Source organism: Rathayibacter sp. VKM Ac-2760 (genome assembly GCF_009834185.1).
Taxonomy (GTDB): domain Bacteria; phylum Actinomycetota; class Actinomycetes; order Actinomycetales; family Microbacteriaceae; genus Rathayibacter.
Window position 1 is genome coordinate 3114761 of sequence record NZ_CP047173.1, and the last position, 22012, is coordinate 3136772.

Here is a 22012-nt window from a genome sequence, read left to right on the forward strand (position 1 = left end):
GAACAACTCGTCCACACTAGCACGCGGTCGAGCGGGCGGAGGACCGGTCAGGCCCCGCGGCGGCGCTGCAGCGCCTGGTCGAGGTCGATCGCGTCGACGCCCTCGACGACGCCCATCGAGGCGAAGCGCGACGAGGGGCGAGGAGCCTCGGGGGCCGGCGCGGCGGGGGGCGGGGCGCGGATCGGCGCGACCTCGGGGGCGGCTGCGGCGGCGCGCTGGGCGATCTCCGCGTCGGCGGCGGCGGCGCGGAGGCGCTCCACCGCGTCGATCGAGGCCATGGCGCTGGCCGCGACGGTGCCGCGGGAGAGGTAGAGCGGCTTCGGCAGCGGCTGCGGCGTCCAGCGCGACTCCTCGGCGGCCTCGGCCTCCTCCTCGGGGGCAGCGGCCTCCTCGGCGAGCTCGGCCTCGAAGACCTCGGCGCGGCGGCGGGCCACCTCGGCGGTGCTGGTCGAGACCGACGCGGGGGCGGCGCTGCGGTGCCGGCCCGGGGCGAGCAGGATCAGGGTGCCCAGCCCGGCGGCGAGCACCAGCACGCCGACCAGCGGCACGACGCCCGCGCCGCCGAAGGGCAGCATGACCAGCCCGACGAGGGCGACGACGAGGCCGATCAGCACCGTCAGCGCCGCGCCCTGACGCCAGCGCATCGCGCCGGGAGCCGTCCGCGTGCTCTGCCGCGTGCTCGCGGCCGCCCGCCGCAGCGCTTCGCGCGCCGCCTTCTCCGCCTGTGCCAGCTCCATCGCCTGTGCCTTCTCTTCGGCTCGTTGTTTGGTCTCGGTCGCCCGGAGGGTGCGCTGCTGCAGCGCGACCTCGCGGGCCGTCGCCTCCGCACGCACGTGCTCGGGCACCTCGGCGGTCTCGGCGAGGATCCGCAGGGTCTGCTGCAGCCTCACCGCGTTGCGCTCGGTCGCGTAGAACGACCGGCGGCGCATCCACGCGGGGATGAGATAGGCGACCCACAGAACGGCGGCGAGCGCCCAGACGACGCCCCCGCCCAGCCAGTCGCTACTCATGCGACCAACGCTAGGAGCACGGGGCGCTCCCGTCCGTCATTACGGGTAGGTGTGTCCGTGCGGATCGCGGATCAGACGGCTCCCCGTCGGGGGGACACCGGCGCCGTCGGGCGGCCCGGAGAGGCCCGAGCGGCGGGAGGCGCGCTGGTCGGCGTCGGTCGGCACGCCGACGTCGCTCGGCACCTGGCCGTCGAGGTAGCGGCGCAGGACTCCGCGCGGCACCTCCTCCGCGACGAGGGCGAAGCAGAAGTGGTCGCGCCAGTCGCCGTTGATGTGGATGAACCGGCGGCGCAGGCCCTCGTAGCGGAAGCCGAGCTTCTCGACCACGCGCAGGCTCGGCCGGTTCTCGGGGCGGATGCAGATCTCGATCCGGTGCAGACCGAGGTCGAAGAAGGCGTGGTCGGTGGCGAGCGCGACCGAGACCGGGGTGATGCCGCGGCCGGCGTAGCGCTCGGACACCCAGTAGCCGATCGAGCCGGAGGAGAGCGATCCGTAGCCGATGTTGGAGACGTTGAGCTGGCCGGCCAGCTCGCCGTCCCACTCGATCAGGAACGGCACGCCGCCACCGGCGCGCGCGTTCTGCTGCAGCGAGCGGATGCTCGCGCGCACGTCGAAGGCGGCGCCGCCGCGGGGGTCGGACGCCTCCCACTGCCGCAGCCAGGCGCGGTTCGCGATCAGCTCGCGCTCGAGCGGTCGGGCGTCCCGGACCCTGATCGGGCGGATGGTGACACGACCCTCGGTGAGCGTCGGGATCGGCAGCGGCATGTGCTGACCCTACTGCGGAGCCGACCCCGCCGAGAGGGGTGGACCGGAGGAGCGGAACGCGGCAAGGGCGGGGGTGGCTGCGACCGGATCTTGCTGGTCGAGTAGCCCCGCAGGGGCGTATCGAGACCCACGTCCACCAGAGGCGCGGGTCTGCGACCTCGACTGCGGGCGCCCGTGGATCTCGATACGCCCGCTCCGCGGGCTACTCGATCAGCAAAGGGAGACGCCCGCTGCGCGGGCTACTCGATCAGCAAGCAGAGGACGCCCGCTGCCGATTCGGCGGGCTTCATGCTGGTCGAGTAGCCCCGCAGGGGCGTATCGAGACCCGCGTTCACCAGAGCCGCGGTTCTGCGACCTCGACTGCGGGCGACAGTGGATCTCGATACGCCCGCTCCGCGGGCTACTCGATCAGCAGGGAGCGCCCGCGCAGCGGGCCCCGAGCTCAGAGCCCCGCGACGAAGTCCTTCAGCCAGGGCTTGAGGTCGGCGCCGAGGTCCGGGCGGTCGGAGGCGAGCTGCACGATGGCCTTGATGTAGTCGAGCTTGTCGCCGGTGTCGTAGCGGCGGCCGCGGAAGACGACGCCGTAGACGCCGCCGAACTCGGCCGGGTCCTGCGCCATGCGCTCGAGGGCGTCGGTGAGCTGGATCTCGCCGCCCTTGCCGGGCGCGGTGTGCTCGAGCACGCCGAAGACGTCGGGCTTGAGCACGTAGCGGCCGATGATCGCGAGGTTCGAGGGCGCGTCCTCCTTGGAGGGCTTCTCGACGAGGCCGGTGATGCGCACCACGTCGTCCTCGTCGGTGGCCTCGACCGCGGCGCAGCCGTAGAGGTGGATCTGGTCGGGGTCGACCTCGAGGAGAGCGACGACGGTGGTGTCGCGCTGCTCCGCCACGTCGATCATGCGGGTGAGGAGCGGGTCGCGCGCGTCGATCAGGTCGTCGCCGAGCAGGACCGCGAACGGCTCGTCGCCGACGTGGCGCTGCGCGCGCGAGACGGCGTGGCCGAGCCCCTTCGGCTCGCCCTGGCGGACGAAGTGCACGTCGGCGAGGTCGCTCGCGTACTGGACGTGGGCCAGCTTCGCGTCGTCCAGCTTCTTGGCCAGGTTGTGCTCGAGCTCGGGGACCGAGTCGAAGTGGTTGGCGAGCGCGTTCTTGTTGCGCCCGATGATGACGAGGACGTCCTGGAGGCCCGCGTCGGCGGCCTCCTCGACCACGTACTGGATGGCCGGCTTGTCGACGACGGGCAGCATCTCCTTGGGGATGGCCTTGGTCGCCGGCAGGAAGCGGGTGCCGAGACCGGCGGCGGGGATGACGGCTTTGCGGATACGAGTGCCCATGGGGCGCCATACTAGCGGCGGCCGTGGTCCGGCACGTTTCGGCCGTCGGCGCCCCTCTGCGACCGTGTACCCCGCTCGCGGACACTGCCGCGGAAGGAGTCCTCAGCATCGCGGTCCCGCCGAGGAAGGGCGGGTCACAGCCCCGATCTAGACTGGGCTCCATGCCAGCCGACATCACCCACGAGAAGCGGGCCCTGCGCGCCGAGCTCCGTGAGCGCCGACGCGTGCAGACCGCGACCGCGCGCGAGCAGGCCACCCTCCGCCTCACCGAGCACCTCGTCGAGCTGGCGACCCGCGTCGGCGCGACGTCGATCGCCTGCTACCTCTCCGCGCCGGACGAGCCGAGCACCCGCCCGTTCCTCGGCTGGGCCGAGAGCCGCGGGATCCGGGTCCTCTTCCCCATCTCCCGCCAGGACGGCCTGCTCGACTGGGCGGTCGGCGACGGCCACACCGAGACGCAGGGCCTGTTCGGGATGCCGGAGCCGGTCGGTCAGCTGCTCGGCCCCATCGCGATCAACGCCGTCGACCTGATCATCGTCCCCGCCGCCACGGTCGACCGCTCGGGCATGCGGATGGGCTGGGGCCGCGGCTACTTCGACAAGACGCTCGGCTCGATGGAGAAGTGCCCGCCGGTCTACGCGGTGATCTTCGACAGCGAGTTCGTCGAGCGCGTGCCGAGCGAAGTGCACGACCAGGCGGTCGACGGCGTCGTCACCCCCTCGGGCATCGTCGACATCCCGCGCTGACCCGCTCCCCTCCTCCTCACTCCCCCACCGCCGCCACCCGCCTCAGGAGCACCAGTGCCCACCTACTCCTACCGCTGCACCCAGTGCGGCAACGCCTTCGACATCCAGCAGAAGTTCACCGACGACTCGCTCACGGAGTGCCCGAGCTGCCAGGGCGCGCTGCGCAAGGTCTTCAGCGCGGTCGGCGTGACCTTCAACGGGTCGGGCTTTTACCGGACGGACTCGCGCGCATCGGGCTCCGGGTCCGGGTCGAAGGAGTCGAAGGGCGAGTCGGGCGGAGGGTCGTCCGCTCCCGCGTCGACCGGCTCGGGCTCCGGCGGGTCGTCCTCGGGCGGCTCCGGCTCCTCGTCGGGATCCTCCGGCTCGGGGTCCTCCGGCTCCGGCTCCTCGTCCTCGGGATCCTCCTCCGGTTCCTCGGGATCCTCCTCCGCCAAGCCCTCGTCCTCCGGGTCGGGCTCCTCCTCCTAGGGCCGCCGCTCCCCCGGGAGCAGGCCCGCCTCCGCGCACCACCCCCCGCCCGTCGGCAGAAACGGAACAGATCATGATCAACGGCTTCAAAGAGTTCATCCTCCGCGGCAACGTCATCGACCTGGCGGTCGCCGTGGTCATCGGCGCCGCGTTCACCACGATCGTCAACGCGCTCGTGACCGGGATCTTCAACCCGATCATCGGCGTGCTCTTCGACGCCTCGTCGCTCCAGGCGCTCGGCTGGACCATCAGGGACGGTGTCGGCGGCGAGGACGACACGGTCATCGCCTACGGCGCGGTCCTCTCCGCCCTGATCCAGTTCGTCATCGTCGCGTTCGTGCTCTACTTCGCGTTCGTGCTGCCGATCAACCACCTGAAGAACAACGCCTTCAAGAAGAAGATGGACGACGCCCCCGCGGCCGAGGACAAGGCGCCGACCGAGCTCGAGCTGCTCGCCGACATCCGCGACCTGCTCGCCAACGGCGGCACCGCGACCACCGCGAACTCCGGCAAGCACGTCGACTGACGTCTCGTGACGACGGAGAGGGACGGCGATCGCGAGGTCGCCGCCCCTCTCCGCAGCTCCGCCGATGTCCGCGGAGCGCACTCCCGCGCCTCGACCGAGTCAATATTTGTTAACGGTAACAAAATGCTCGCGTGTCGCCTTCGCGAGCCCTTAGGGTGTGGTTCCTCACCACCCGTGCGACGGAGCACCGGCCCCTCCCGCGGGTCAGCGTCGTCGCCTCTCGACGACGAGGAACCCTGCATGAGACGATCACGATCGACGTTGCGGACCGCCCTGGCGACCACGACGATCGCAGCCACCGCGCTGCTCGGAGCCGCCCTCCCGGTCTCCGCCTCCGGAGCGACGGCGCAGCCGCTGCTGCACTACAGCTTCGACACCGCGCCCACCGGCACGACCGTCGCCGACACCAGCGGCAACGGCTACAACGGCACCCTGCGCGGCAGCGGCGCCACCGTCGCCGGCGGTGCGCTCAGTCTGCCGGGCGGATCCGCCGCCGCGGCCCCCTACGTCGACATCCCGACGACCGGACTGGTCGGCAGGAAGGACCTCACCGTCTCGACCTGGCTCTCGAACCGGACCGGACCCGCGAACACCGCGGCCGCGTTCCTCGGCGCGCCCGTCGCCGCCGGCGCCTCCTTCTCCTCCGGCTACTACCTGCTCAACCCGACCAACCCGGCCGGCTACGTCAAGTCGGTCCTCACCAACAGCGCCAACGCCGGCGCCCCGTGGAGCACCGAGGTCGGCCCCGGCTCGACGAACGCCGCCAGCACCGGCCTGCGCACTCCCGCCGGCTACTCGCTCTACACGACCGTGATCGACGGCACGAGCGGCACCCTCTCGGTCTACGTGAACGGCACCCGGATCGGCCAGAACGCGATCGCGCGCGACGTCTCGTCGTTCGGCGCCTCGCTGGTCGGCTACCTCGGCCGCTCGACCTACAACGATGCGGGCTGGAACGGCCTCGTCGACGACTTCGCCGTCTACGGCAGCGCGCTCAGCGCCGACGCCGTCAGCGCGCTCTACTCGTCGCAGGCGATCGACCGCGCCGTCGCGTCCGTCTCGATCCCGACCACCGCGACCGCCGGCTTCGCACTGCCCACGAGCAGCGCCGGCGTCGCCGTGACCTGGCGCTCGAACAACCCGGCCGTCGCCGTCTCCGGAGGCAGCGCCGTCGTCACCCGACCGGCCGCCGGCTCCCCCGACGCCGCCGTGACGCTCACCGCGACCTACACCTCCGGCAGCGACACCCGCACGGTCGACTATCCCGTGATCGTCACCGCGGAGCTCGCCGACGCGGACAAGGTGCAGCGCGACCTCGACGCCGTCACCGTCGCCCAGGCCGGCGACGTCCGCACCAACATCTCGGTGCCGGCCCGCGGCGCGCTCGGCTCGAGCATCGCCTGGAGCGTCATCGGCTCGAGCGCCGCGTCGATCCGCTCGGGCAGCACCGCCGACAGCCGCACCATCGTCGTCGAGCGCCCCGCCGCGGGCAGCCCGGCCGTGGACGTGACCGTCCGGGCGACCGCGACGAGCGGCTCGGTGACGCGCACGCGCGACTTCACCCTCCGCCTCCAGCCGCTGCCGACCGGGAAGGACGACACCGACGCCTACGTCTGGGCCTTCTTCACCGGCGAGGGCGCCGGCGCCGAGCGCGTCAGCCTCGCCGCCTCGAAGGGCAACGACGCGCTCGACTGGAACACGCTGAACGGCGGGCAGCCCGTCTTCACCTCGGACCAGGGCACCAAGGGCCTGCGCGACCCGTTCGTGATCCGCTCGCACGAGGGCGACAAGTTCTTCATGCTCGCGACGGACCTGAAGATCGACGGCCTCGCCGGCGGCTTCGACACCGCGCAGAAGTCGGGCTCGAAGTACATCGAGGTCTGGGAGTCGACCGACCTGGTGAACTGGTCGGCGCAGCGCCACGTGAAGGTCTCGACCGACTTCGCCGGCAACACCTGGGCGCCCGAGGCGTACTGGGACGACGAGCTCGACACCTACGTCGTGTTCTGGGCCTCGAACATGTACCCGACCACGAACACCGCCGACCGCACCGCCGTCACCTACAACCAGATGATGTACGCGACGACCGACGACTTCGTCACCTTCTCGGAGGCGAAGCCGTGGATCGACGTCAAGCGCGGCACCGGCCGCGGCACGATCGACTCGACGATCGCGAAGGACGGCGACACCTACTACCGCTTCACCAAGGACGAGGCGTCGATGACGCTGCGCGAGGAGAAGAGCACCGACCTGCTCGCGACGGTCAGCGGCTCGCTGCCCGGCACCTCCGGCCCGGCGGACGAGTGGACCCTGGTCAAGGAGCGCGTCGCCTCCGGCCTGCCCAACGGCGAGCCGAACGGCGTCTTCACCAGCGGTGAGGGCCCCAACGTCTTCCCCGCGAACGAGGGCGATGTGAACGGCCTGGACTGGTTCCTCTTCATCGACCAGCCGGACTACCACGCCGGACCGAACCACTACATCCCGTTCGGCACCGACGACCTGGCCGCCGGCGACGCCTGGCAGCCGCTCGGCACGAAGCTCCGGCAGAACCTGCCGCAGAACTCCGATGGCGGCAAGCCCCGCCACGGCACGGTCATCCCGGTGACCCGCGCCGAGTACCAGACGATGCTCGAGGCCTACGCCCCGGCCATCGCCGTCAGGTCGGTCGCCCCGATCGCGGTCTCGACCGCGGCCGGCGCGGCGCCCGCGCTGCCCGGCGCCGAGCTGACGACGGCGGACGGCGCGAAGCGCACCGTCGCCGTCACCTGGGACGCCGTCGCCCCGGCCTCCTACGCCGCCGCCGGCACCTTCACGGTGCAGGGCGTGGCGCAGGACGACTCGCGGATGCCGGTGACCGCCACGGTCACCGTGCAGTCGTCGCTGAAGCTGACCGCCGCGGCGACCACCCGCTGCGTCGCCGGCAAGGTGGTGCTGACGGTCGTCGCGACCAACGGCGACACCGTGCCGATGGACGTCACGGTCACCTCCACGGCGGGGACGAAGTCCTTCGCCGGCGTCAAGGCGGGCTCGAACGCCTCCGCCGCCTTCACCGTCCGAGCCGCCCAGCTCGCGGCCGGCGAGGCGACGGCGACGGCGACCGCCACGGTCGGCGGCAAGCAGGTCACCTCGACGGTCAAGGCCCCCTACGCGGCCCGCACCTGCGGCTGACCCGCTCTCCCGCGACGACGACGGCCCACCGTGCTCCGGCACGGTGGGCCGCCGTCGTGCGCGGCCCGCGAGATGCCACTTGTGCACGCGACACGCCGTGAAAAGCGTGCACAAGTGGCATCTCGCGGAGGGGGTCAGTAGTGCGGGGGGACGTCCTGGCGGAGGCGGGCGTCGTTCGGGCCCGTGTCGGGGCGCGCAGCGGGTGCCTCGGGGTCGGGGACGACGGCGTCGTGGGGGGACGGGTCGGTGCCCGGCTTCGCGGGGAGGGTCGCCCGCCGGCCGCCGCGCGAGCGCCGGAGCGGTCGGTCGGCGCCGGCGGGCGCGGCGGCCCGGGAGTCCTCGGGCACGCTCAGTCGGCGGGCAGGGGCGTGATCGGCTGCGTCTCGTTCGACGCCGGGGCGGCGTCCTCGACGATCGGCGCGCCGGCACCCACCGGCACCTCGATCGGACCGGTCGACGTCTCGTCCTGCGGAGCGCCGATCAGCCCGGCGACCCGCGCGGCCACGGCCTCGGGGTCGGCGAACAGCTCGAAGTTGTGCACGCGGAGGTAGTGCCAGCCGAGGCGGCGCAGCAGCTCCGGGCGCAGCCGCAGCGAGACCCGGAGGCTCTGCGTGCTGACGTCGCGGTCGGTCTCGACGACGACGGCACGGGTGCCGTGCGCCGCGACGAGCGCGAGCTTGCCCTTGTGCCCGATGTTGACCCGCAGTCCGCGGCGCTCGAGGCGCGCGGCGAGGTCGACCAGCATCGGCTCGGAGTAGTCGTCGCGGTCGCTCGGCTGGACGCGGTCCTCCGCCTCCTGGAGCACCTGGGCGAGCGCGACCATGCCGTAGCGCATCCGCGACTCGTCGATGTCGCCGGGGCGGAAGCACGAGACGATGTCCATCGAGCGGCGGGCGCGGGTCATGCCCACGGCGAGCAGGCGCTCCCCGCCCGGCTCGGCCAGCGCGCCGAAGTTGGAGAGCAGGCGGCCGTGCGGGGTGCGGCCGTAGCCGATCGAGAAGATCACCCGGTCGCGGCTCTGCGCCACCGACTGCTCGAGCGTGACGACGGCGAACGGCTCCGGGCGGTCACCGAGGATGAAGTCGCTGAGGTCGGCGCGCTTGGCGAACGCGGTGAGCACGGCCTGCTGCACCCGCACGGCGTGCCGCGGGCTCGCGGTGATCACCATCAGCGACTCGCGCGGCCGGATGACCGCGTGCTCGAGCACCAGCTCGACCACCTTCGCGACCTCGGCGTCGACGGACTCGACCGCTCCGGAGTCGTTCTCGGGCATGCCGTGACCGCTGGCGATGTAGTGGAAGCGGAGCGAGTCGTGCCCGAGGAACGAGCCGGCCCAGGGCAGCGAGTCGATCCGGCCGCCGTAGAAGCGGCGGTTCACCAGCTCGGCGAGGTCCTCGCCGCCCGCGCGGTAGCTGCGGGTGAGCGTGACGGTGTTCAGCAGCTCACCGAGACGGGCGAGGGCCGACTGCGCGTGCAGCGCCTCGACATCGGTGCGCGAGGCGGCGCTGCCGAACTCGACGGTCTCGTCGACCCGCAGGCCGAACGGCGTGGGCGTCTGGGTGACCGGGTCGCCGAACGCGACGACCTGCTTGGCGCGGCGGATCGCTCCGACGTTCTCGGCGAGCGTCGTGGCGCCCGCGTCGACGAGGAAGACCGCGTCGAAGGTCGTCTCCGTGCCGATGCGGTGCACCTCGTACGGCGAGGCCAGCCAGGCCGGAGCGAGCACGCGCGACAGGTGCGGCGCGGCCTTCTGCAGCTCCTGCGGCGTAGTCGAGGACTCGGTGCGCAGCAGCGCGCGCAGGGCGTCGCGCTCGAGCTGCCAGTCGACGAGGCCGATCTTCCAGGTCTCGGAGAGCTTCCAGGCGAGCAGCTCGGCGCTGGAGGCGGCGTGCGCCTCGTCGACGAGCTTGAAGTCGGCCTCGAGCCGGTCGAGCACGCTGGTGTTGCCACCGAGCAGCGCGCGCTCGTCGGTCAGCATGATCTCGAGCGCCGAGCGCCACCAGGCGAGGTCGAGCTCGATCGCGACCAGCTCCGCCGGCACGTGGCGGCGCGAGAGATCGGTGAGCAGCGGGTCGAGGCCCCACTCGCGCAGCGTCGCCAGCAGGGTGGTGCGCTCCTGCAGGTTGGCGAGCACCTCGCTGTCCTCGGCGAGACCGGAGACCATCGAGACCAGCTCGGCGAGCGGCAGTGAGGCGAGCTGCGTCGTGCCGCCGCGGCGGCCCAGCGGCTCGTCGAGGCGGCCGAGCTGGTCGGACACCTGCTGGAACGCGACCTGCACGTCGGCGACGCCGACCGGCACCTCGGGGACGGTGCCCGCGACGGCGTAGCGCTGCCAGAGCGTGCGCTGCTGCTGCACGCGGCGCAGCGACGCGTTGAGATCGGACACGTGCGCGCCCGGGCGCATGTACTCCCGCGCCAGCTTCTTCAGCCGGCGGCGGTTGGTCGAGGACATCTCGGCCGCCTCGCGACGGGGCGAGGTGGCGACGATGAGGTCCTGGATCGAGCGGTCGAAGACGGCCGGCTGGAACTTGTCGAGAGTGTCCCGGACGTCCTGCAGCAGGCGCAGGTAGATGCCGAGCTCGGCGACCGACTCGAACGGGCGCATCCGGGTCTGGGCGATGACGTCCTGCGCGCGGTCGAGCAGGCGCGGCAGATCGCGCAGGTGCAGGCGCTTGGCCAGCTCGTGCGCGGCCTCGGCGTCGGCGGTGGAGTCGAACTGCGCGCCGTACCAGGGCGAGTCGCCCGGGCCGTAGCGGAACTCGCCGAGACGGGCCGACTCGATCAGCATGCGGGTCGCCTCGGGGCGGCTGTGCGCGAGCGCTGTGACGGCGCGGCGGTCGAGGCGGGCGGCGGTCGACGGGGGCGTCCGCAGCTGGGAGAGGCGCGCCAGCTCCTCGAGGGCCTGCAGCGCCGAGACGCCGAAGCTGGGGTCGCGGCGCGAGAGGGCGCCGCGGTAGTCGAGCAGCACCTTGCGCAGGCGCAGCAGCGCGTCGTCGATCTCGCTGACCGAGGGGCGCGCGGCCTTCTCGTTGCGGCCGATCGACTGGATGAGGTCGCGGCGCAGCGTCCGCGGGCTGACGGCGATGCCGCCGAGACCGGCGGACAGCAGCCGCTGGTGGATGCTGTCGAGGCTCGAGCGGCGGGCGCCGACGACGAGGACGCGCTTGTGCTGCGCGGCGAGCGCGCCGATCGCGTTGACGATCGTCTGCGTGCCGCCGGTGCCGGGCAGGGTCTTCACCACGAGCGAGTTGCCGGCCGCGATGTTCGCGATGACCTGCTCCTGCTCGGCGTCGGCGTCGAGGAGGAGGTTGTCGGTCGCCGGCGGACGCTCGTCCTGCGGGATGATCGACGCCACCTTCTGCGACTGCTGCAGCGCGCGCTTGGCGGCCGGGTTGCCGGCGACCGCGTCGAGGACGGGGTGCTCGAGCATCCGGGCGTCGCGGAGCATGTCGCCGGCGACGTCGGCGAAGCTCGACACCACCAGGCGCGGGTGCACGGCGAACCAGGGCAGGTGCGAGGTGAGCCCGCGGAGCTGGTCGATCACCGGCTGCGGCTTGAACACGCCGTTCTGCACGGCGAGCTCGACGAACTGCTCCGGGTCGATGGTGATGCCGAACTGCTGCTTCAGCGCACGGGCGAGCTGCGGGTTGAAGTAGGGCTGGCCCTTGAGCTTGAGCTCGAAGTCGCGGCCGTAGCGGCGGATCGCGAGCGGGCGCAGCAGCACGGGGGCGGTGAACTCCGTCTCGCCCGCGCGCCACTGCGCGAGCCCGATCGCCAGGTGCACGCCCTCGATGCCGCGGACCGAGCGCAGCTCGATCCCCTTGTCGGTGATCGCGGCGGCGGCGTTCTTCGCGGTCCGCAGCGCCAGCTCGTCGCGGATGAGCGAGGAGAGCAGCGTCGTCTTGCCGGAGATGAAGGGCGGCAGGCCGCCGGGGTGCGTGGTGGACAGCTCGATGCGCGTGCGCGGCGAGTCGACGAAGTGGAGAAGGGGCGAGGGGCCGCCGACCTTGGCGAGCTCCTCCCGCCAGGACTGCCACACGGGGTCGGCCACGTTGCCGCCCTGGTAGCCGGCCTCGCCGCTCGTCACCTGGACGGGCGTCGTGGCGTTCGAGGGGAGCTGGAGGGCGGACGCCTCGCGCGGGTCACCGGACTCGGGGGAGGTCGCCACCGGTCCGGCTCCTGGGAAATCGTCGACACGTTGCACACGGACACCCTAAGCCGGGGATCTGCGAAAGGCCGTAGCGACGCGGACGGGCGCGATCCCGGCCGCGGGGCCCCCGTTGCGGGGACGCGTCGCGCGGGTGGGAGGAGCGGGGGTCGGCGCGGCGCGTCAGCTCGCGCGGTCGGGCCACACGGCGAGGGGAGGCACGCTCTCGACGCGGCGCTCGCCGTCGACGACCGCGATGCGGCTCTCGACGCGATCGTGCCCACCGGCGCCGGCCACGGCGGTCATCACCGCCTCCGCATGGTCGCGGGTGAGGTGCCCGAAGGCGGAGCGCAGGTCGACGGGGCGGCCGGTGGCCAGCGAGAGCGCGATGCGGGCGACCGCCTCCTCCGAGGGATCGAGCAGGTGCGCGCCGCGCTCGAGGAGTGCGAGGTCGACGGCGCAGCCGCCGTCCGCCGGGACGACCCAGGGCAGTCCGGAGCGGGCGCAGCCGGTGCGCCGCAGCAGCTCCCGGGCGAGGGAGACGGCGGGCGCGGGCGCCGACGGGACGGAGAGCACGGCGCTCACGAGGCGGCTCCGCTCGGCGCGAGGGCCCGGCGGCGGGCGTCGGCGCGCACGGCGCGCACGGCCACGGACACCGCCGCCGTGACGACGCAGACCAGGCCCACGAGCGCCGGGGCCAGCCAGCCGAGCACGCTCGCCTCTTCGACCCCGGGGCCGACGTACTTCCACTGCGCGATCCCGTGGACGAAGAGGGCGAAGAAGCCGAGGGTGACGCCGGTCAGCGCGGTGACGAGGTCGGCCGGGCGGACGAGCGCGGCCTCGCGGTCGAGTGCGGGCAGGGGCTCGACCGGAGCGGGGGGCGGGCTGCCGGCGGGCGGGCCGTCTGCGGGTGCAGGGGCGGCGAGGGTGCCGTCGGCGGACGCGGGGTCGGTGGTCGGCAGCGCGAGCGTGCCGGTGGACGGTGTGGGCATGCCACCGATCGAACCAGTCGCAGGCGGTCTCGGCGTCCTCCGCTGGCATGATGGCGCGCGACGATCGGCTCACGTCGCAGTGCGTCGCACCGCCCGCCGGCCGAGCGAAGACTGGAAGCGCAGGAGGTAGCCGTCGGGGTCCGCGACCAGGACCTGGCGGACGCCGGCCTCCTCCTCCCCCACCCGGTACCAGCGGGTCTCGGCGGGGGCGAACAGGGCGACGCCCGCCTCCCGCAGTGCCGTCGCGATCGCGTCGGCGTCGTCGACGCGGATCTGGAGGTTCGCACCGCGGCCGAGAGGGCGCTCCAGCGGTGCGGTGATCCAGTCGCGGGTGGCGCCGATCCGGTCGAGCATCACGTGCGCGCCGCCGCGGGCCAGGTAGGCGAAGCCCTCCTCGGGCCGCGCATAGAGGACCGCGAAGCCGCAGGGGCCGCACCAGAAGGCGAGGCTGCGCTCGAGGTTCTCGACCAGGAGCTCGGGGACGAGATCGGGGTCGGGGTCGGCGGTGCTCACGGCGCCATGCTGCCACGGGGCCTCCCCCGGCTCGGCGGGCCGGGGTCCGGGCTAGGGTCGGGGCATGGGGGTCGGGAGCATCGGCGAGTCGGGCATCGAGGACGGCGGGCAGCCGCCGGCGGGCGGAGCGGCGGATCACGGGGACGATCCGCGCCGCGCGCGGCCGGACGGCCCGCCGCCGTTCCCGCTGAGCCTCGTCGTGGTCGTGCCGATCGGGATGCTCGTGACGGGCTGGCTGCTCGCCACTCCCCTGGTGCTGAGCGCGCCGTGGGTGCTGGTGCTGCTGACCCGCGCCGGGCTGCCCTACGCGGTGCTCGCGCTCGCGGTCGCCGCCGTGCTGAGACTGCGCGCCGCCCGCGAGCTGAGGGCGAGCGGGCTGCCGGACGAGCCGATCGACGCAATCATCGCCTCCGGGCGGAGCCTGGCCCAGCGCGCGGCCCGGGCGAGCGCCTTCGCACTGCTCGGGCTCTGGGTCGTCGTCGCCGTGCCGTTCGTCCTGCAGATCGAGCCGGGACTGCTCGCCGTGGTCGGCGGGCCGGTGATCGCCGGCGCGGTCCTGTCGATCGTCGCCGATGCGCGGCTCCTCTTCTCGCCCCGGATCGCGCGGGCCGAGGTCGCCGCGGTGCTCGGCCGCGGCGACGGCCGGCGCCGGATCCTCGCGAACTGGATCGCCGCTCCGCTCTCGTGGTTCGCCTTCGCGATCCCGGCGCAGTTCCTCGGCGTGCTCGGCGGCATCTAACGCCGGACCGGCGCCCCGGCCCGATCAGAGCCGGGCCCGATCAGACCCGTGCCGATCAGAGCCAGGGCCGGAGTGCCGCCGGGATCGGAGCGGCGGCGGGATTCCGGCGCCGCCGGAGCTGATCCGCGACGCCCGTCAGCGACACCCTGCTCGCGAACGCTGGGACCGCGACGAGCGCGACCGACAGCAGGACCATCACGGGGTACTCGCCGATCAGCTGGTCGGCGAGCCAGTACATCATCAGGGTGACGGTCGACATCAGCGCGGCGGGCACCGTCAGGATCCCGAGGATCAGCGCGACCCCGAGGGAGCACTCCAGCAGCGGCATCACGATGCCGAACAGGTCCGCTCCCGGGCCGAGGACGGTCGTGACGAACCACTGGTAGAACCCGGGCACGCGGCCGTTGCCCGCCGCGCTCTCGGCGACCAGGCGGATGTCGGCGGCGCCGAAGCCGGCCCGGTACTTCAGCAGTCCCTCGTTCAGCCAGAGGAGGCCGAGGGCGACCCGCGCCGCGGTGACGACGATCGCCGCGGCGCGGGTCGGGCGGCGGGTGCTCACGAGAGGGCCGCGGCGCCGAAGACCGCCTTCGCCTTGTCGCAGTGGATCACGACGTCGGTGTACGAGGAGGCGTCGACGCCGCCGCCGAGCGCGAAGGTCTGCGACGCCGTGTCGAAGGAGACCGCGTCGATCTCGACTCCGGCGGCGACCGCGGCCTCGTCGGTGCCGCCGGTGAGGTAGACGTGCAGGTCGGGGCCCTCGTCGGAGGAGAAGCCGGCGAGGACGATCTTGCCATCGGCGACGGACACGGTGCCGGAGACCTTCTTGTCGTTCAGTCCGGCGAAGGTGCCGGACAGCGCCGCCGTGCTCGTGGCCGTCGAGCTCGACGTGCCGCTCGGGGCGGCAGCGCTGGAGCTGGTGGCGGGCGCCGCCGGCGCCGCGCTGCCGGACGGGGTGCTGCAGGCGGCGAGGCTCACGCTCAGGGCGGCGGCGGCGACGGCGGTGGTGATCAGGGTGGAGAGGCGCATCGGGAGGTCCTTCGGTCCGGGGCCGCAGCGGTTCTGCGGCGGTCATGAGAGGGACGCTAGGGAGCCGCAGGGCGCCGCGGGCCGGAGATTGCGGGACTGTAAGACATTGCAGGACCGTAAGAACCGCCGCTCGGCCGAGCCGATGTCCTACCGTCGGTTCCGGGAAGAGGAGGCCGCATGCCGCAGGTGATGATCGTCGAGGACGACCGCACGCTCCGCACGGTGCTGGGCGACTACCTGCGCACGAGCGGCTTCGAGGTGACCGAGTACGCGGACGGTCCGAGCGCCCGTCTCGGCTTCGAGAGCGGCCCGCCGGACGTCGTCGTGCTCGACCGGATGCTCCCCGGACTCAGCGGCGACGAGCTGTGCCGGCACATCCGCGGCCTCGGATCGGACGTGCCGATCATCATGCTCACCGCGCTGGACAGCACGGAGGACCGCATCGACGGCCTCGAGCACGGCGCGGACGACTACGTGCCCAAGCCGTTCGCCCTCCGCGAGGTGCAGCTGCGGATCGCGTCGATCCTGCGGCGCAGCGCGGCGGCCCAGGCGGTGAGCACGCCGTTCACCGTCGGCCGCTTCCGCGTCGATCCGGCCCGTCGGCGGGTGTGGATCGGCGCTCGGGAGGTGGTGCTCACCGGGCGGGAGTACGAGCTGTTCCTCTTCCTCTCGCGGAACCCCGACCGGGTGATCACGCGCGACGAGATCATGAGCGACGCGTGGGGCTGGTCGTTCGGCGACGCCTCGACCGTGACGGTCCACGTGCGGCGGCTGCGGGAGAAGATCGAGTGCGATCCGCGCTCGCCGGACTTCCTCGTCACCGAGTGGGGACTGGGCTACTCCTTCGCTCCGTCGGCGGAGATCCCGTGCTGACCGGCGCCGACATCCTCCTCGTCGTCTCGACGACCGCGGTCTGCACGGCCCTCGTCTCCGCCCTCGCCCTGCTCGTGCTGCGGATCAACCGCAACGGCTCGCTCGCGTCCCAGCTGGCGGTCGTCGTGGTCGCCACGGTCGCGGCCATCACCGGGTCGACGATCGCGATCGCCGGGGAGATGTACGTCTCGCCGCACGATCTGTCCGTGCTGATCTGGGTCGCGCTGGTGTCCGCGGCGATGAGCCTCGCCGCGGCCCTGCTCATCGGCCGCCTCGGCCGACGCCGGATCGCGCTGCTGCGCGACTCGGCCCGGCGCGTCGGCGACGGCGGAGTGGTCGAGGCCGATGCCGGCGGCTGGCGCGAGCTCGCCGAGCTGTCCGCCGAGCTGGCGGACACCTCGGCCCGGCTGGCCGCGGCGCGGGCCGAGGTCGAGCAGCTCGATGCGGCGCGGCGCCAGTTCTTCGCCTGGATCTCGCACGATCTGCGCACGCCGCTCGCCGGTGTCCGCGCACTGGCCGAGGCCCTGGAGGCGGGGGTCGCCGCCGATCCCGCGGCCTACCTCCGCCGGCTGCGGGAGCAGACCGACACCATGAACCGGCTCGTCGACGACCTCTTCGAGCTGTCGCGGCTGCACACCGGCGCGCTCCAGCTGCGCCGGGAGTCGGTCGAGCTGCTCGACATCGTGTCGGGCGCCGTGGCCGACGTCCGCGAGCTCGCGCTGGCCCGGCGGATCCGGATCAGCCACGCGGGCGTCGCGGGGCAGCTGCTCTGGGCCGACCCGCACGAGCTCACCCGGGTGGTGGTGAATCTGCTCGCCAACGGGATCCGGCACGCGCCCGAGGGATCCGAGATCCTGGTGTCGGCGGACCGGGACGATCGCGACCGGCTCATCCTCAGCGTCCTCGACCACGGCAGCGGTGTCGCCGCGGAGGACCTCGGCCGGATGTTCGAGGTCGGCTGGCGGGCGAGCACCACCCGCTCGTCCGACGAGCCCGGCTCCTCGGGCGCCGGACTGGGGCTCGCGATCGTGCGCGGCATCGTCGAGGCGCACGGCGGCGATGTGCGCGCTGCCCACGTGCCCGACGGCTTCCGGCTCGACGTCATCCTCCCGGCGACGGCCTAGCGGCGGACCGCGCCGGAGTCTGCCGGACGGCGCAGCGGCCGGAGCGGTCAGGCGGCCGGGGCCTCCTGCGCGGCGGTCTTCGACCGGCCCGGCAGCAGCAGCAGGCCGGAGACTCCGACGACGATCAGCAGGATCGCGGCGACCGTCACGAAGGACGAGAGCGCGAGCACCGGCATGATGATCGTCAGCACGCCGGCGATGACGGACGCGATGCCCGCGGCGATCGGCAGCCAGACCGGCCCGGCCACGGTGCGGCCGCTGGTGATGCTCGAGACGCCGTCGAAGATCCAGCCGAGGCCGATGACGAGGCCGAGGATGCTCAGCGATTCGAACGGGTTGGAGAGGCAGAGGATGCCGGCGACCAGGATCAGCGCGCCGAGCAGTCCCGCGAGCCAGCGGACCCGCGCCTGCAGCCGGGTGGCGGTGAACGCGAGCAGCAGCCGGAACACGCCGACCGCGATCAGGTGGATGCCGAAGACGATCGCGACGGTGAGCAGGGTCGGCCCGGGGATCAGCACCGCGATCACGCCGAGCGCTATGGCGATCAGCGAGACGCCGATGATCCAGCTGCGCTCGACGGCGGTGCGGGAGAGGGCCGGGGCAGGGGCAGGAGCGGGAGCGTTCTCGGGCATGGGGCGTTCCTTCTCGTCGGGGGCTGACATCTCGAACGCTAGGGCACAACCGCACCGCGGCGGACGGGACACGGGAGACGGTCGCGATCACCGCGCGCTCCCGGTACCCTCCGGCTCCGGCGCGGCGGGCTCAGTGCCGGCGGGCCGACCGCGTGCTGCGAGCGCCGCGGTGGCGGCGGATGCTGCGGACCACGAGCAGCAGCACGACCACGCCGATCGCGCCGTAGATGATTGCGTCGAGCACCCCCGCGTACTGGTCGACGAGCTCGTACTGGGTGCCGAGCGCCGCGCCGAGGCCGATCAGGAGGCCGTTCCACACCCCGGAGCCGAGGATCGTCAGCGCGGAGAAGAGCAGCAGGTTCATCCGCTCCGCACCTGCGGGCAGCGAGATCAGACTCCGCACGCCGGGGATGAGCCGGCCGAAGAGGACCGCCCAGGTGCCGTGCCGGCGGAACCAGCCGACGGCCTTCTCGAAGTCCTCCCGGTCGACCAGCGGCAGCTTCGAGAGCAGCCGGATCGAGCGCTCCGTGCCGATGCGGTAGCCGAGCCAGTAGAGGATCAGACCGCCGAGGTAGGCGCCGAGCGTCGCCGTGATCACGACGAGCACCAGGTTCATCCGGCCCTGCTGCGCGAGGAAGCCGGCGAGCGGCAGCACCAGCTCGCTCGGGATCGGCGGGAAGACCGTCTCGATCAGCGTCAGCAGTCCGACGCCGGCCTCGCCGAGCGCCGCGATGACGCGGGCGGCGACGCCGACGAGCCCGGAGAGCTCGTCGATGCTGTCGGTGGAGGCCGCCGTCACGGAGGCAGGGGCGAGGGCGAGGGTCGCGATCGTCATGACTGAGAAGGTACTCAGTCCCGCGGGCGCTCACCTGGGAGACCGGGCTCGGCGGCGGACCCCGCGTCAGGGGTGGCCGGTGAGCACGACCCGGTCGGAGCCCTGCAGCCGCACCTCGACCGAGGCGATCTCGGCCAGCGGCAGCCCGGTCGAGAGGCTCGGCTCGACCGTCGAGCCGGGGGTGCTCGTCCACGAGCCGATCGCCTCGGAGTCACCCGTCGTGTCGGTCACGTACATCACGTACGCGTAGCCGCCGGAGGCGCCGTCGTCGGACGCGGGGGCGTCGGCGGTGCCGCCGGCCGCAGCACCGCCCTCGGCCCAGCTGCAGTCCATGTCGATCCGCGTGCCCCACTGCTCCGGCACGAAGCGCACTGAGGCCTCGACCGGCACGCCGGGGGCCGCGGCGAGCGCCACCGTGTTCTCGACCACGGCCGGCGGGGTGCCGACGACGAGCGGGAGGGCGACGGCCGCGGCCGCCGAGACCCCGGCCGCGGCGAGCACGAGGCCCGCGATGCGGAAGCGGGTGCGGCGGCGGAGGGCGTCGGCCGCGCGGGCGAGGTGCGCGAGCAGGGCGGGCGGTGCGGCCTCCTCGGCGCGCTCCTGCGTGTCGAGCAGGCCGAGCGCCTCCTCCTGCGGCAGGTGGGCGAGGAGCCCGGGGAGCGCGACGAACTCGCCGAGCGCCTCGCGGCAGCCGGGGCAGGAGCGCAGGTGCTGCTCGTAGGCGCGGCGGTCGGCGGGCGACAGCGCGCCGAGGAGGTAGGCCGCGTCCCACTCGCGGAAGGCGTCGTCGCCGGGTTGATCGGTGCTCACGGTTCGGTCACGCCTTTCTCCTGCAGGGCGAGCTTCAGCGCCCGCATGCCGTAGTGCATCCGCGACTTCACGGTGCCGGGTGCGATGCCCAGCAGCTCGGCGATCTCGGCGACCGAGCGGCCGCCGTAGTACGCGTGCACGATCACCGCGCGGTGGTCGTGGCTGAGGGTGCTCAGCGCCTCGGAGAGCAGCCAGGCGTCGAGCACCTGGTCGGTCCTGTCGCTGTGCGCGCGCTCCGGCACCTCGTCGGTGCCGAACTCGCGGGTGTGCCGGGCGCTCCGGCGATCGTCGATGACGAGGTTGCGGGCCACGGTGTAGAGCCAGGAGCGGGCGGCCGCCTCGCCCTGCGCCAGGATCTCCGGGTGCTTCCAGGCGCGCAGCAGCGCCTCCTGCACCACGTCCTCCGCCATCTGGCGGTCGCCCGTGAGCCGGAGGACGAACCGCCACAGCGCCGCCGAGTGCTCGTCGTGCAGGGCACGCAGCATCTCGGCCTGATCCTCGGACATCTCCACCTCTCCCTCCTCCAACGTACGGGGCCGCCCGGCGGTTCATCTCGGGCGCCGGTTCGCGCCGGGCGCCGCACTCTGGTACTCCGGAGCGGTGACCTTCCCCGATGCCGCCGACGCCGCCCGCGTCCGCACCTTCCTCCGCGACAACCGCGCGCGCATCCTCGAGGACGTCCGCCACCTCGTGATGATCGAGAGCACGAGCGACTCGCTCGACGCGCTCGGCGAGCTGCACGCGTTCCTCGTGCACTGGGTCGGCGAGCGCCTCGGTCACGCGGCCGAGGTCGAGCACCAGCGCGAGCAGGACTGCCCGAACGCGTCGAGCTGGACCTTCCCGGGCAGTGCGCCCGGCCGCGGGCCGCGCGGCTCCCGGCCGTTCGTGGCGCTGCTCGGCCACTACGACACGGTCTGGCCGCTCGGCACCACCCGCTCCTGGCCGTTCGCGGTCGACGGCGACCGGCTCAGCGGACCGGGCAGCTACGACATGAAGGTCGGGCTCGTGCAGATGGTCTGGCTGGTGCTGGCACTGCGGCACTCGCGGCTGGCGCACCCGGCGCTCCGGCTGGTGATGAACGGCGACGAGGAGGTGGGCAGCCTCACCTCGCGCGGCTTCCTCGAGCACCAGAGCCGGGGCGCGGAGGCGGCGCTCGTCTTCGAGGGCGCGATCGGCACCGCGGTGAAGACGGCGCGCAAGGGCATCGGGAACTTCGTCGTCGACGTCCTCGGCGTCGAGGCGCACGCCGGCGTGGAGCCCGAGAAGGGCGCGAGCGCGGTGCACGAGCTCGGTGCGCTGATCCCGCGCGTGCTCGCGATCGCGCGGCCGGAGGCGGGCACGAGCGTCAACATCGGCGTCGTCCGGGGCGGCAGCCGGGTGAACGTGACGACGGCGAAGGTGCGGCTCGAGCTCGAGGTGCGGATCCGCGGCGCGGCCGAGGCGGCCAGGGTCGAGGCGGAGCTGAACGCGCTCGAGTCGCCGGACCCGCGGATCCGGATCGAGGTGCGCGGCTCGTGGCAGCGGCCGGTGTTCGAGCGGACCGCCGCCGTCGGTGCGCTCTACCGGCGCGCGGAGCGGATCGCCAAGACGATGGACCTGCCGCTGACGGAGACGGCGGTGGGCGGCGCGAGCGACGGGAACCTGATCGCCGCGCTCGGCATCCCGGTGCTCGACGGCCTCGGCGCGCCGGGCGAGGGCGCGCACGCCCGGCACGAATCCGTCAGCATCGAGGGGGTGCTCGAGCGGACGACGCTCGCCGCACTGCTGGTGGCGAGCTTCGCCGCGGAAGGAGACTGAGATGGTCCTGTACGAGTCGCGCCCGGTCGGCATCGTGATCGACGCGCCCGCCGACGAGGTGTACTCCTTCGTCGTCGACCCCTCGAACCTGCCGCTCTGGGCGGCCGGGCTCGCGCGGGCGAGCGTCGAGGAGGTGGACGGGCACTGGTTCGCCGACTCGCCGATGGGACGGGTCGAGGTCGTCTTCGCGCCGCGGAACTCGTACGGCGTCGCCGATCACCGGGTGATCACGGAGGGCGGGCGGGTCTTCGACAACCCGCTGCGGATCCTCGCGAACGGGGACGGTGCGGAGGTCGCCTTCACCGTCCGCCGGTACGACGGGATGACGCCTGAGCAGTGGGACGAGGACTGCGACCGGGTCGCGGCGGATCTCGAGACGCTGCGCGGGCTGCTGGAGCGCGCCGAGGGCTGACGCTCCTCCCCGGAAGGCCCGAGTCCGCTCTTCTCCACCGGTCTCGGGCTCCGCCGCGGGCGGGCGCCGATCCTGCACTACATTCGACAGGATCCG

At 73.3% G+C, this 22012-nt stretch carries 23 protein-coding genes; 9 read left to right on the plus strand and 14 right to left on the minus strand.

The annotated features are described in order from the left end of the window. Positions 1-47: 47 nt before the first annotated feature. The 3 genes from GSU72_RS14085 to galU form a co-directional block, all read right to left on the minus strand. Positions 48-1010, minus strand: a complete 963-nt coding sequence (locus tag GSU72_RS14085; RefSeq protein WP_159985627.1) for a hypothetical protein — start codon at positions 1008-1010, stop codon at positions 48-50. Positions 1011-1049: 39 nt separating this feature from the next. Beyond that, positions 1050-1775, minus strand: a complete 726-nt coding sequence (locus GSU72_RS14090; protein ID WP_159985628.1) for a GNAT family protein — start codon at positions 1773-1775, stop codon at positions 1050-1052. A gap of 442 nt (positions 1776-2217) precedes the next feature. After that, the gene (gene galU / locus GSU72_RS14095) at positions 2218-3108 is read right to left on the minus strand and encodes a UTP--glucose-1-phosphate uridylyltransferase GalU (protein WP_159985629.1); all 891 of its coding nucleotides are present in this window, start codon (positions 3106-3108) and stop codon (positions 2218-2220) included. Between the two features lie 161 nt (positions 3109-3269). Between galU and GSU72_RS14100 the strand changes: the two genes are divergently transcribed. From GSU72_RS14100 to GSU72_RS14115, 4 genes are all read left to right on the plus strand, one after another. After that, positions 3270-3854, plus strand: coding sequence for a 5-formyltetrahydrofolate cyclo-ligase (locus tag GSU72_RS14100; protein WP_159985630.1), 585 nt, complete (start codon positions 3270-3272; stop codon positions 3852-3854). Positions 3855-3908: 54 nt separating this feature from the next. After that, the gene (locus GSU72_RS14105; RefSeq protein ID WP_159985631.1) at positions 3909-4322 is read left to right on the plus strand and encodes an FmdB family zinc ribbon protein; all 414 of its coding nucleotides are present in this window, start codon (positions 3909-3911) and stop codon (positions 4320-4322) included. 73 nt (positions 4323-4395) lie between these two features. Further along, positions 4396-4848, plus strand: a complete 453-nt coding sequence (gene mscL / locus GSU72_RS14110) for a large conductance mechanosensitive channel protein MscL (RefSeq protein ID WP_159985632.1) — start codon at positions 4396-4398, stop codon at positions 4846-4848. A 240-nt stretch (positions 4849-5088) separates the two neighbouring features. After that, positions 5089-8016: an immunoglobulin-like domain-containing protein gene (locus tag GSU72_RS14115; RefSeq protein ID WP_159985633.1), complete on the plus strand. Its 2928-nt coding sequence runs from the start codon at positions 5089-5091 to the stop codon at positions 8014-8016. Between the two features lie 134 nt (positions 8017-8150). On the opposite strand, the gene GSU72_RS14120 is transcribed toward GSU72_RS14115, so the two are convergent. The 5 genes from GSU72_RS14120 to GSU72_RS14140 form a co-directional block, all read right to left on the minus strand. Continuing rightward, positions 8151-8363: a hypothetical protein gene (locus tag GSU72_RS14120; protein ID WP_159985634.1), complete on the minus strand. Its 213-nt coding sequence runs from the start codon at positions 8361-8363 to the stop codon at positions 8151-8153. A 2-nt stretch (positions 8364-8365) separates the two neighbouring features. Beyond that, positions 8366-12184, minus strand: a complete 3819-nt coding sequence (locus GSU72_RS14125) for an AAA family ATPase (RefSeq protein ID WP_244255826.1) — start codon at positions 12182-12184, stop codon at positions 8366-8368. Between the two features lie 162 nt (positions 12185-12346). Continuing rightward, complete coding sequence (locus GSU72_RS14130; RefSeq protein WP_159985635.1) at positions 12347-12748, minus strand: hypothetical protein; 402 nt, start codon at positions 12746-12748, stop codon at positions 12347-12349. Further along, positions 12745-13155: a hypothetical protein gene (locus GSU72_RS14135; RefSeq protein ID WP_159985636.1), complete on the minus strand. Its 411-nt coding sequence runs from the start codon at positions 13153-13155 to the stop codon at positions 12745-12747. Before GSU72_RS14135 ends, GSU72_RS14130 begins: the two co-directional genes overlap by 4 nt. Before the next feature lie 69 nt (positions 13156-13224). Continuing rightward, positions 13225-13668, minus strand: coding sequence for a VOC family protein (locus GSU72_RS14140; RefSeq protein WP_159985637.1), 444 nt, complete (start codon positions 13666-13668; stop codon positions 13225-13227). A 64-nt stretch (positions 13669-13732) separates the two neighbouring features. Between GSU72_RS14140 and GSU72_RS14145 the strand changes: the two genes are divergently transcribed. After that, positions 13733-14407: a hypothetical protein gene (locus tag GSU72_RS14145; RefSeq protein ID WP_159985638.1), complete on the plus strand. Its 675-nt coding sequence runs from the start codon at positions 13733-13735 to the stop codon at positions 14405-14407. Between the two features lie 55 nt (positions 14408-14462). On the opposite strand, the gene GSU72_RS14150 is transcribed toward GSU72_RS14145, so the two are convergent. Next, positions 14463-14966: a DoxX family protein gene (locus GSU72_RS14150; RefSeq protein WP_208545062.1), complete on the minus strand. Its 504-nt coding sequence runs from the start codon at positions 14964-14966 to the stop codon at positions 14463-14465. After that, complete coding sequence (locus tag GSU72_RS14155; RefSeq protein ID WP_159985639.1) at positions 14963-15433, minus strand: DM13 domain-containing protein; 471 nt, start codon at positions 15431-15433, stop codon at positions 14963-14965. Before GSU72_RS14155 ends, GSU72_RS14150 begins: the two co-directional genes overlap by 4 nt. Positions 15434-15610: 177 nt before the next feature. Here GSU72_RS14155 and GSU72_RS14160 point away from each other — a divergent pair, with 177 nt between their 5' ends. Beyond that, positions 15611-16306 (plus strand): response regulator transcription factor, encoded by a 696-nt coding sequence (locus GSU72_RS14160; RefSeq protein ID WP_244255827.1) that lies wholly within the window; start codon positions 15611-15613, stop codon positions 16304-16306. Then, complete coding sequence (locus GSU72_RS14165) at positions 16300-17430, plus strand: HAMP domain-containing sensor histidine kinase (RefSeq protein ID WP_159985640.1); 1131 nt, start codon at positions 16300-16302, stop codon at positions 17428-17430. The genes GSU72_RS14160 and GSU72_RS14165 overlap by 7 nt, the downstream gene beginning before the upstream one ends. A 47-nt stretch (positions 17431-17477) precedes the next feature. Here GSU72_RS14165 and GSU72_RS14170 read toward each other — a convergent pair whose 3' ends face one another. From GSU72_RS14170 to GSU72_RS14185, 4 genes are all read right to left on the minus strand, one after another. Beyond that, positions 17478-18062, minus strand: a complete 585-nt coding sequence (locus GSU72_RS14170; RefSeq protein ID WP_159985641.1) for a DUF308 domain-containing protein — start codon at positions 18060-18062, stop codon at positions 17478-17480. Between the two features lie 130 nt (positions 18063-18192). Next, positions 18193-18897 carry a DedA family protein gene (locus tag GSU72_RS14175; RefSeq protein ID WP_159985642.1) on the minus strand — a complete coding sequence of 235 codons (705 nt, stop codon included), beginning with the start codon at positions 18895-18897 and terminating at the stop codon, positions 18193-18195. Between the two features lie 66 nt (positions 18898-18963). After that, complete coding sequence (locus GSU72_RS14180) at positions 18964-19707, minus strand: zf-HC2 domain-containing protein (protein WP_159985643.1); 744 nt, start codon at positions 19705-19707, stop codon at positions 18964-18966. Continuing rightward, a complete protein-coding gene (locus tag GSU72_RS14185; RefSeq protein WP_159986844.1) occupies positions 19704-20213 on the minus strand; it encodes a sigma-70 family RNA polymerase sigma factor in 510 nt (169 codons plus the stop codon). The genes GSU72_RS14180 and GSU72_RS14185 overlap by 4 nt, the downstream gene beginning before the upstream one ends. Before the next feature lie 94 nt (positions 20214-20307). Here GSU72_RS14185 and GSU72_RS14190 point away from each other — a divergent pair, with 94 nt between their 5' ends. After that, positions 20308-21504: a M20/M25/M40 family metallo-hydrolase gene (locus tag GSU72_RS14190; protein ID WP_159985644.1), complete on the plus strand. Its 1197-nt coding sequence runs from the start codon at positions 20308-20310 to the stop codon at positions 21502-21504. A gap of 1 nt (position 21505) precedes the next feature. Beyond that, entirely contained in the window at positions 21506-21916 is a 411-nt protein-coding gene (locus GSU72_RS14195; protein ID WP_159985645.1) for an SRPBCC family protein, read from the plus strand. Positions 21917-22012 lie beyond the last annotated feature (96 nt).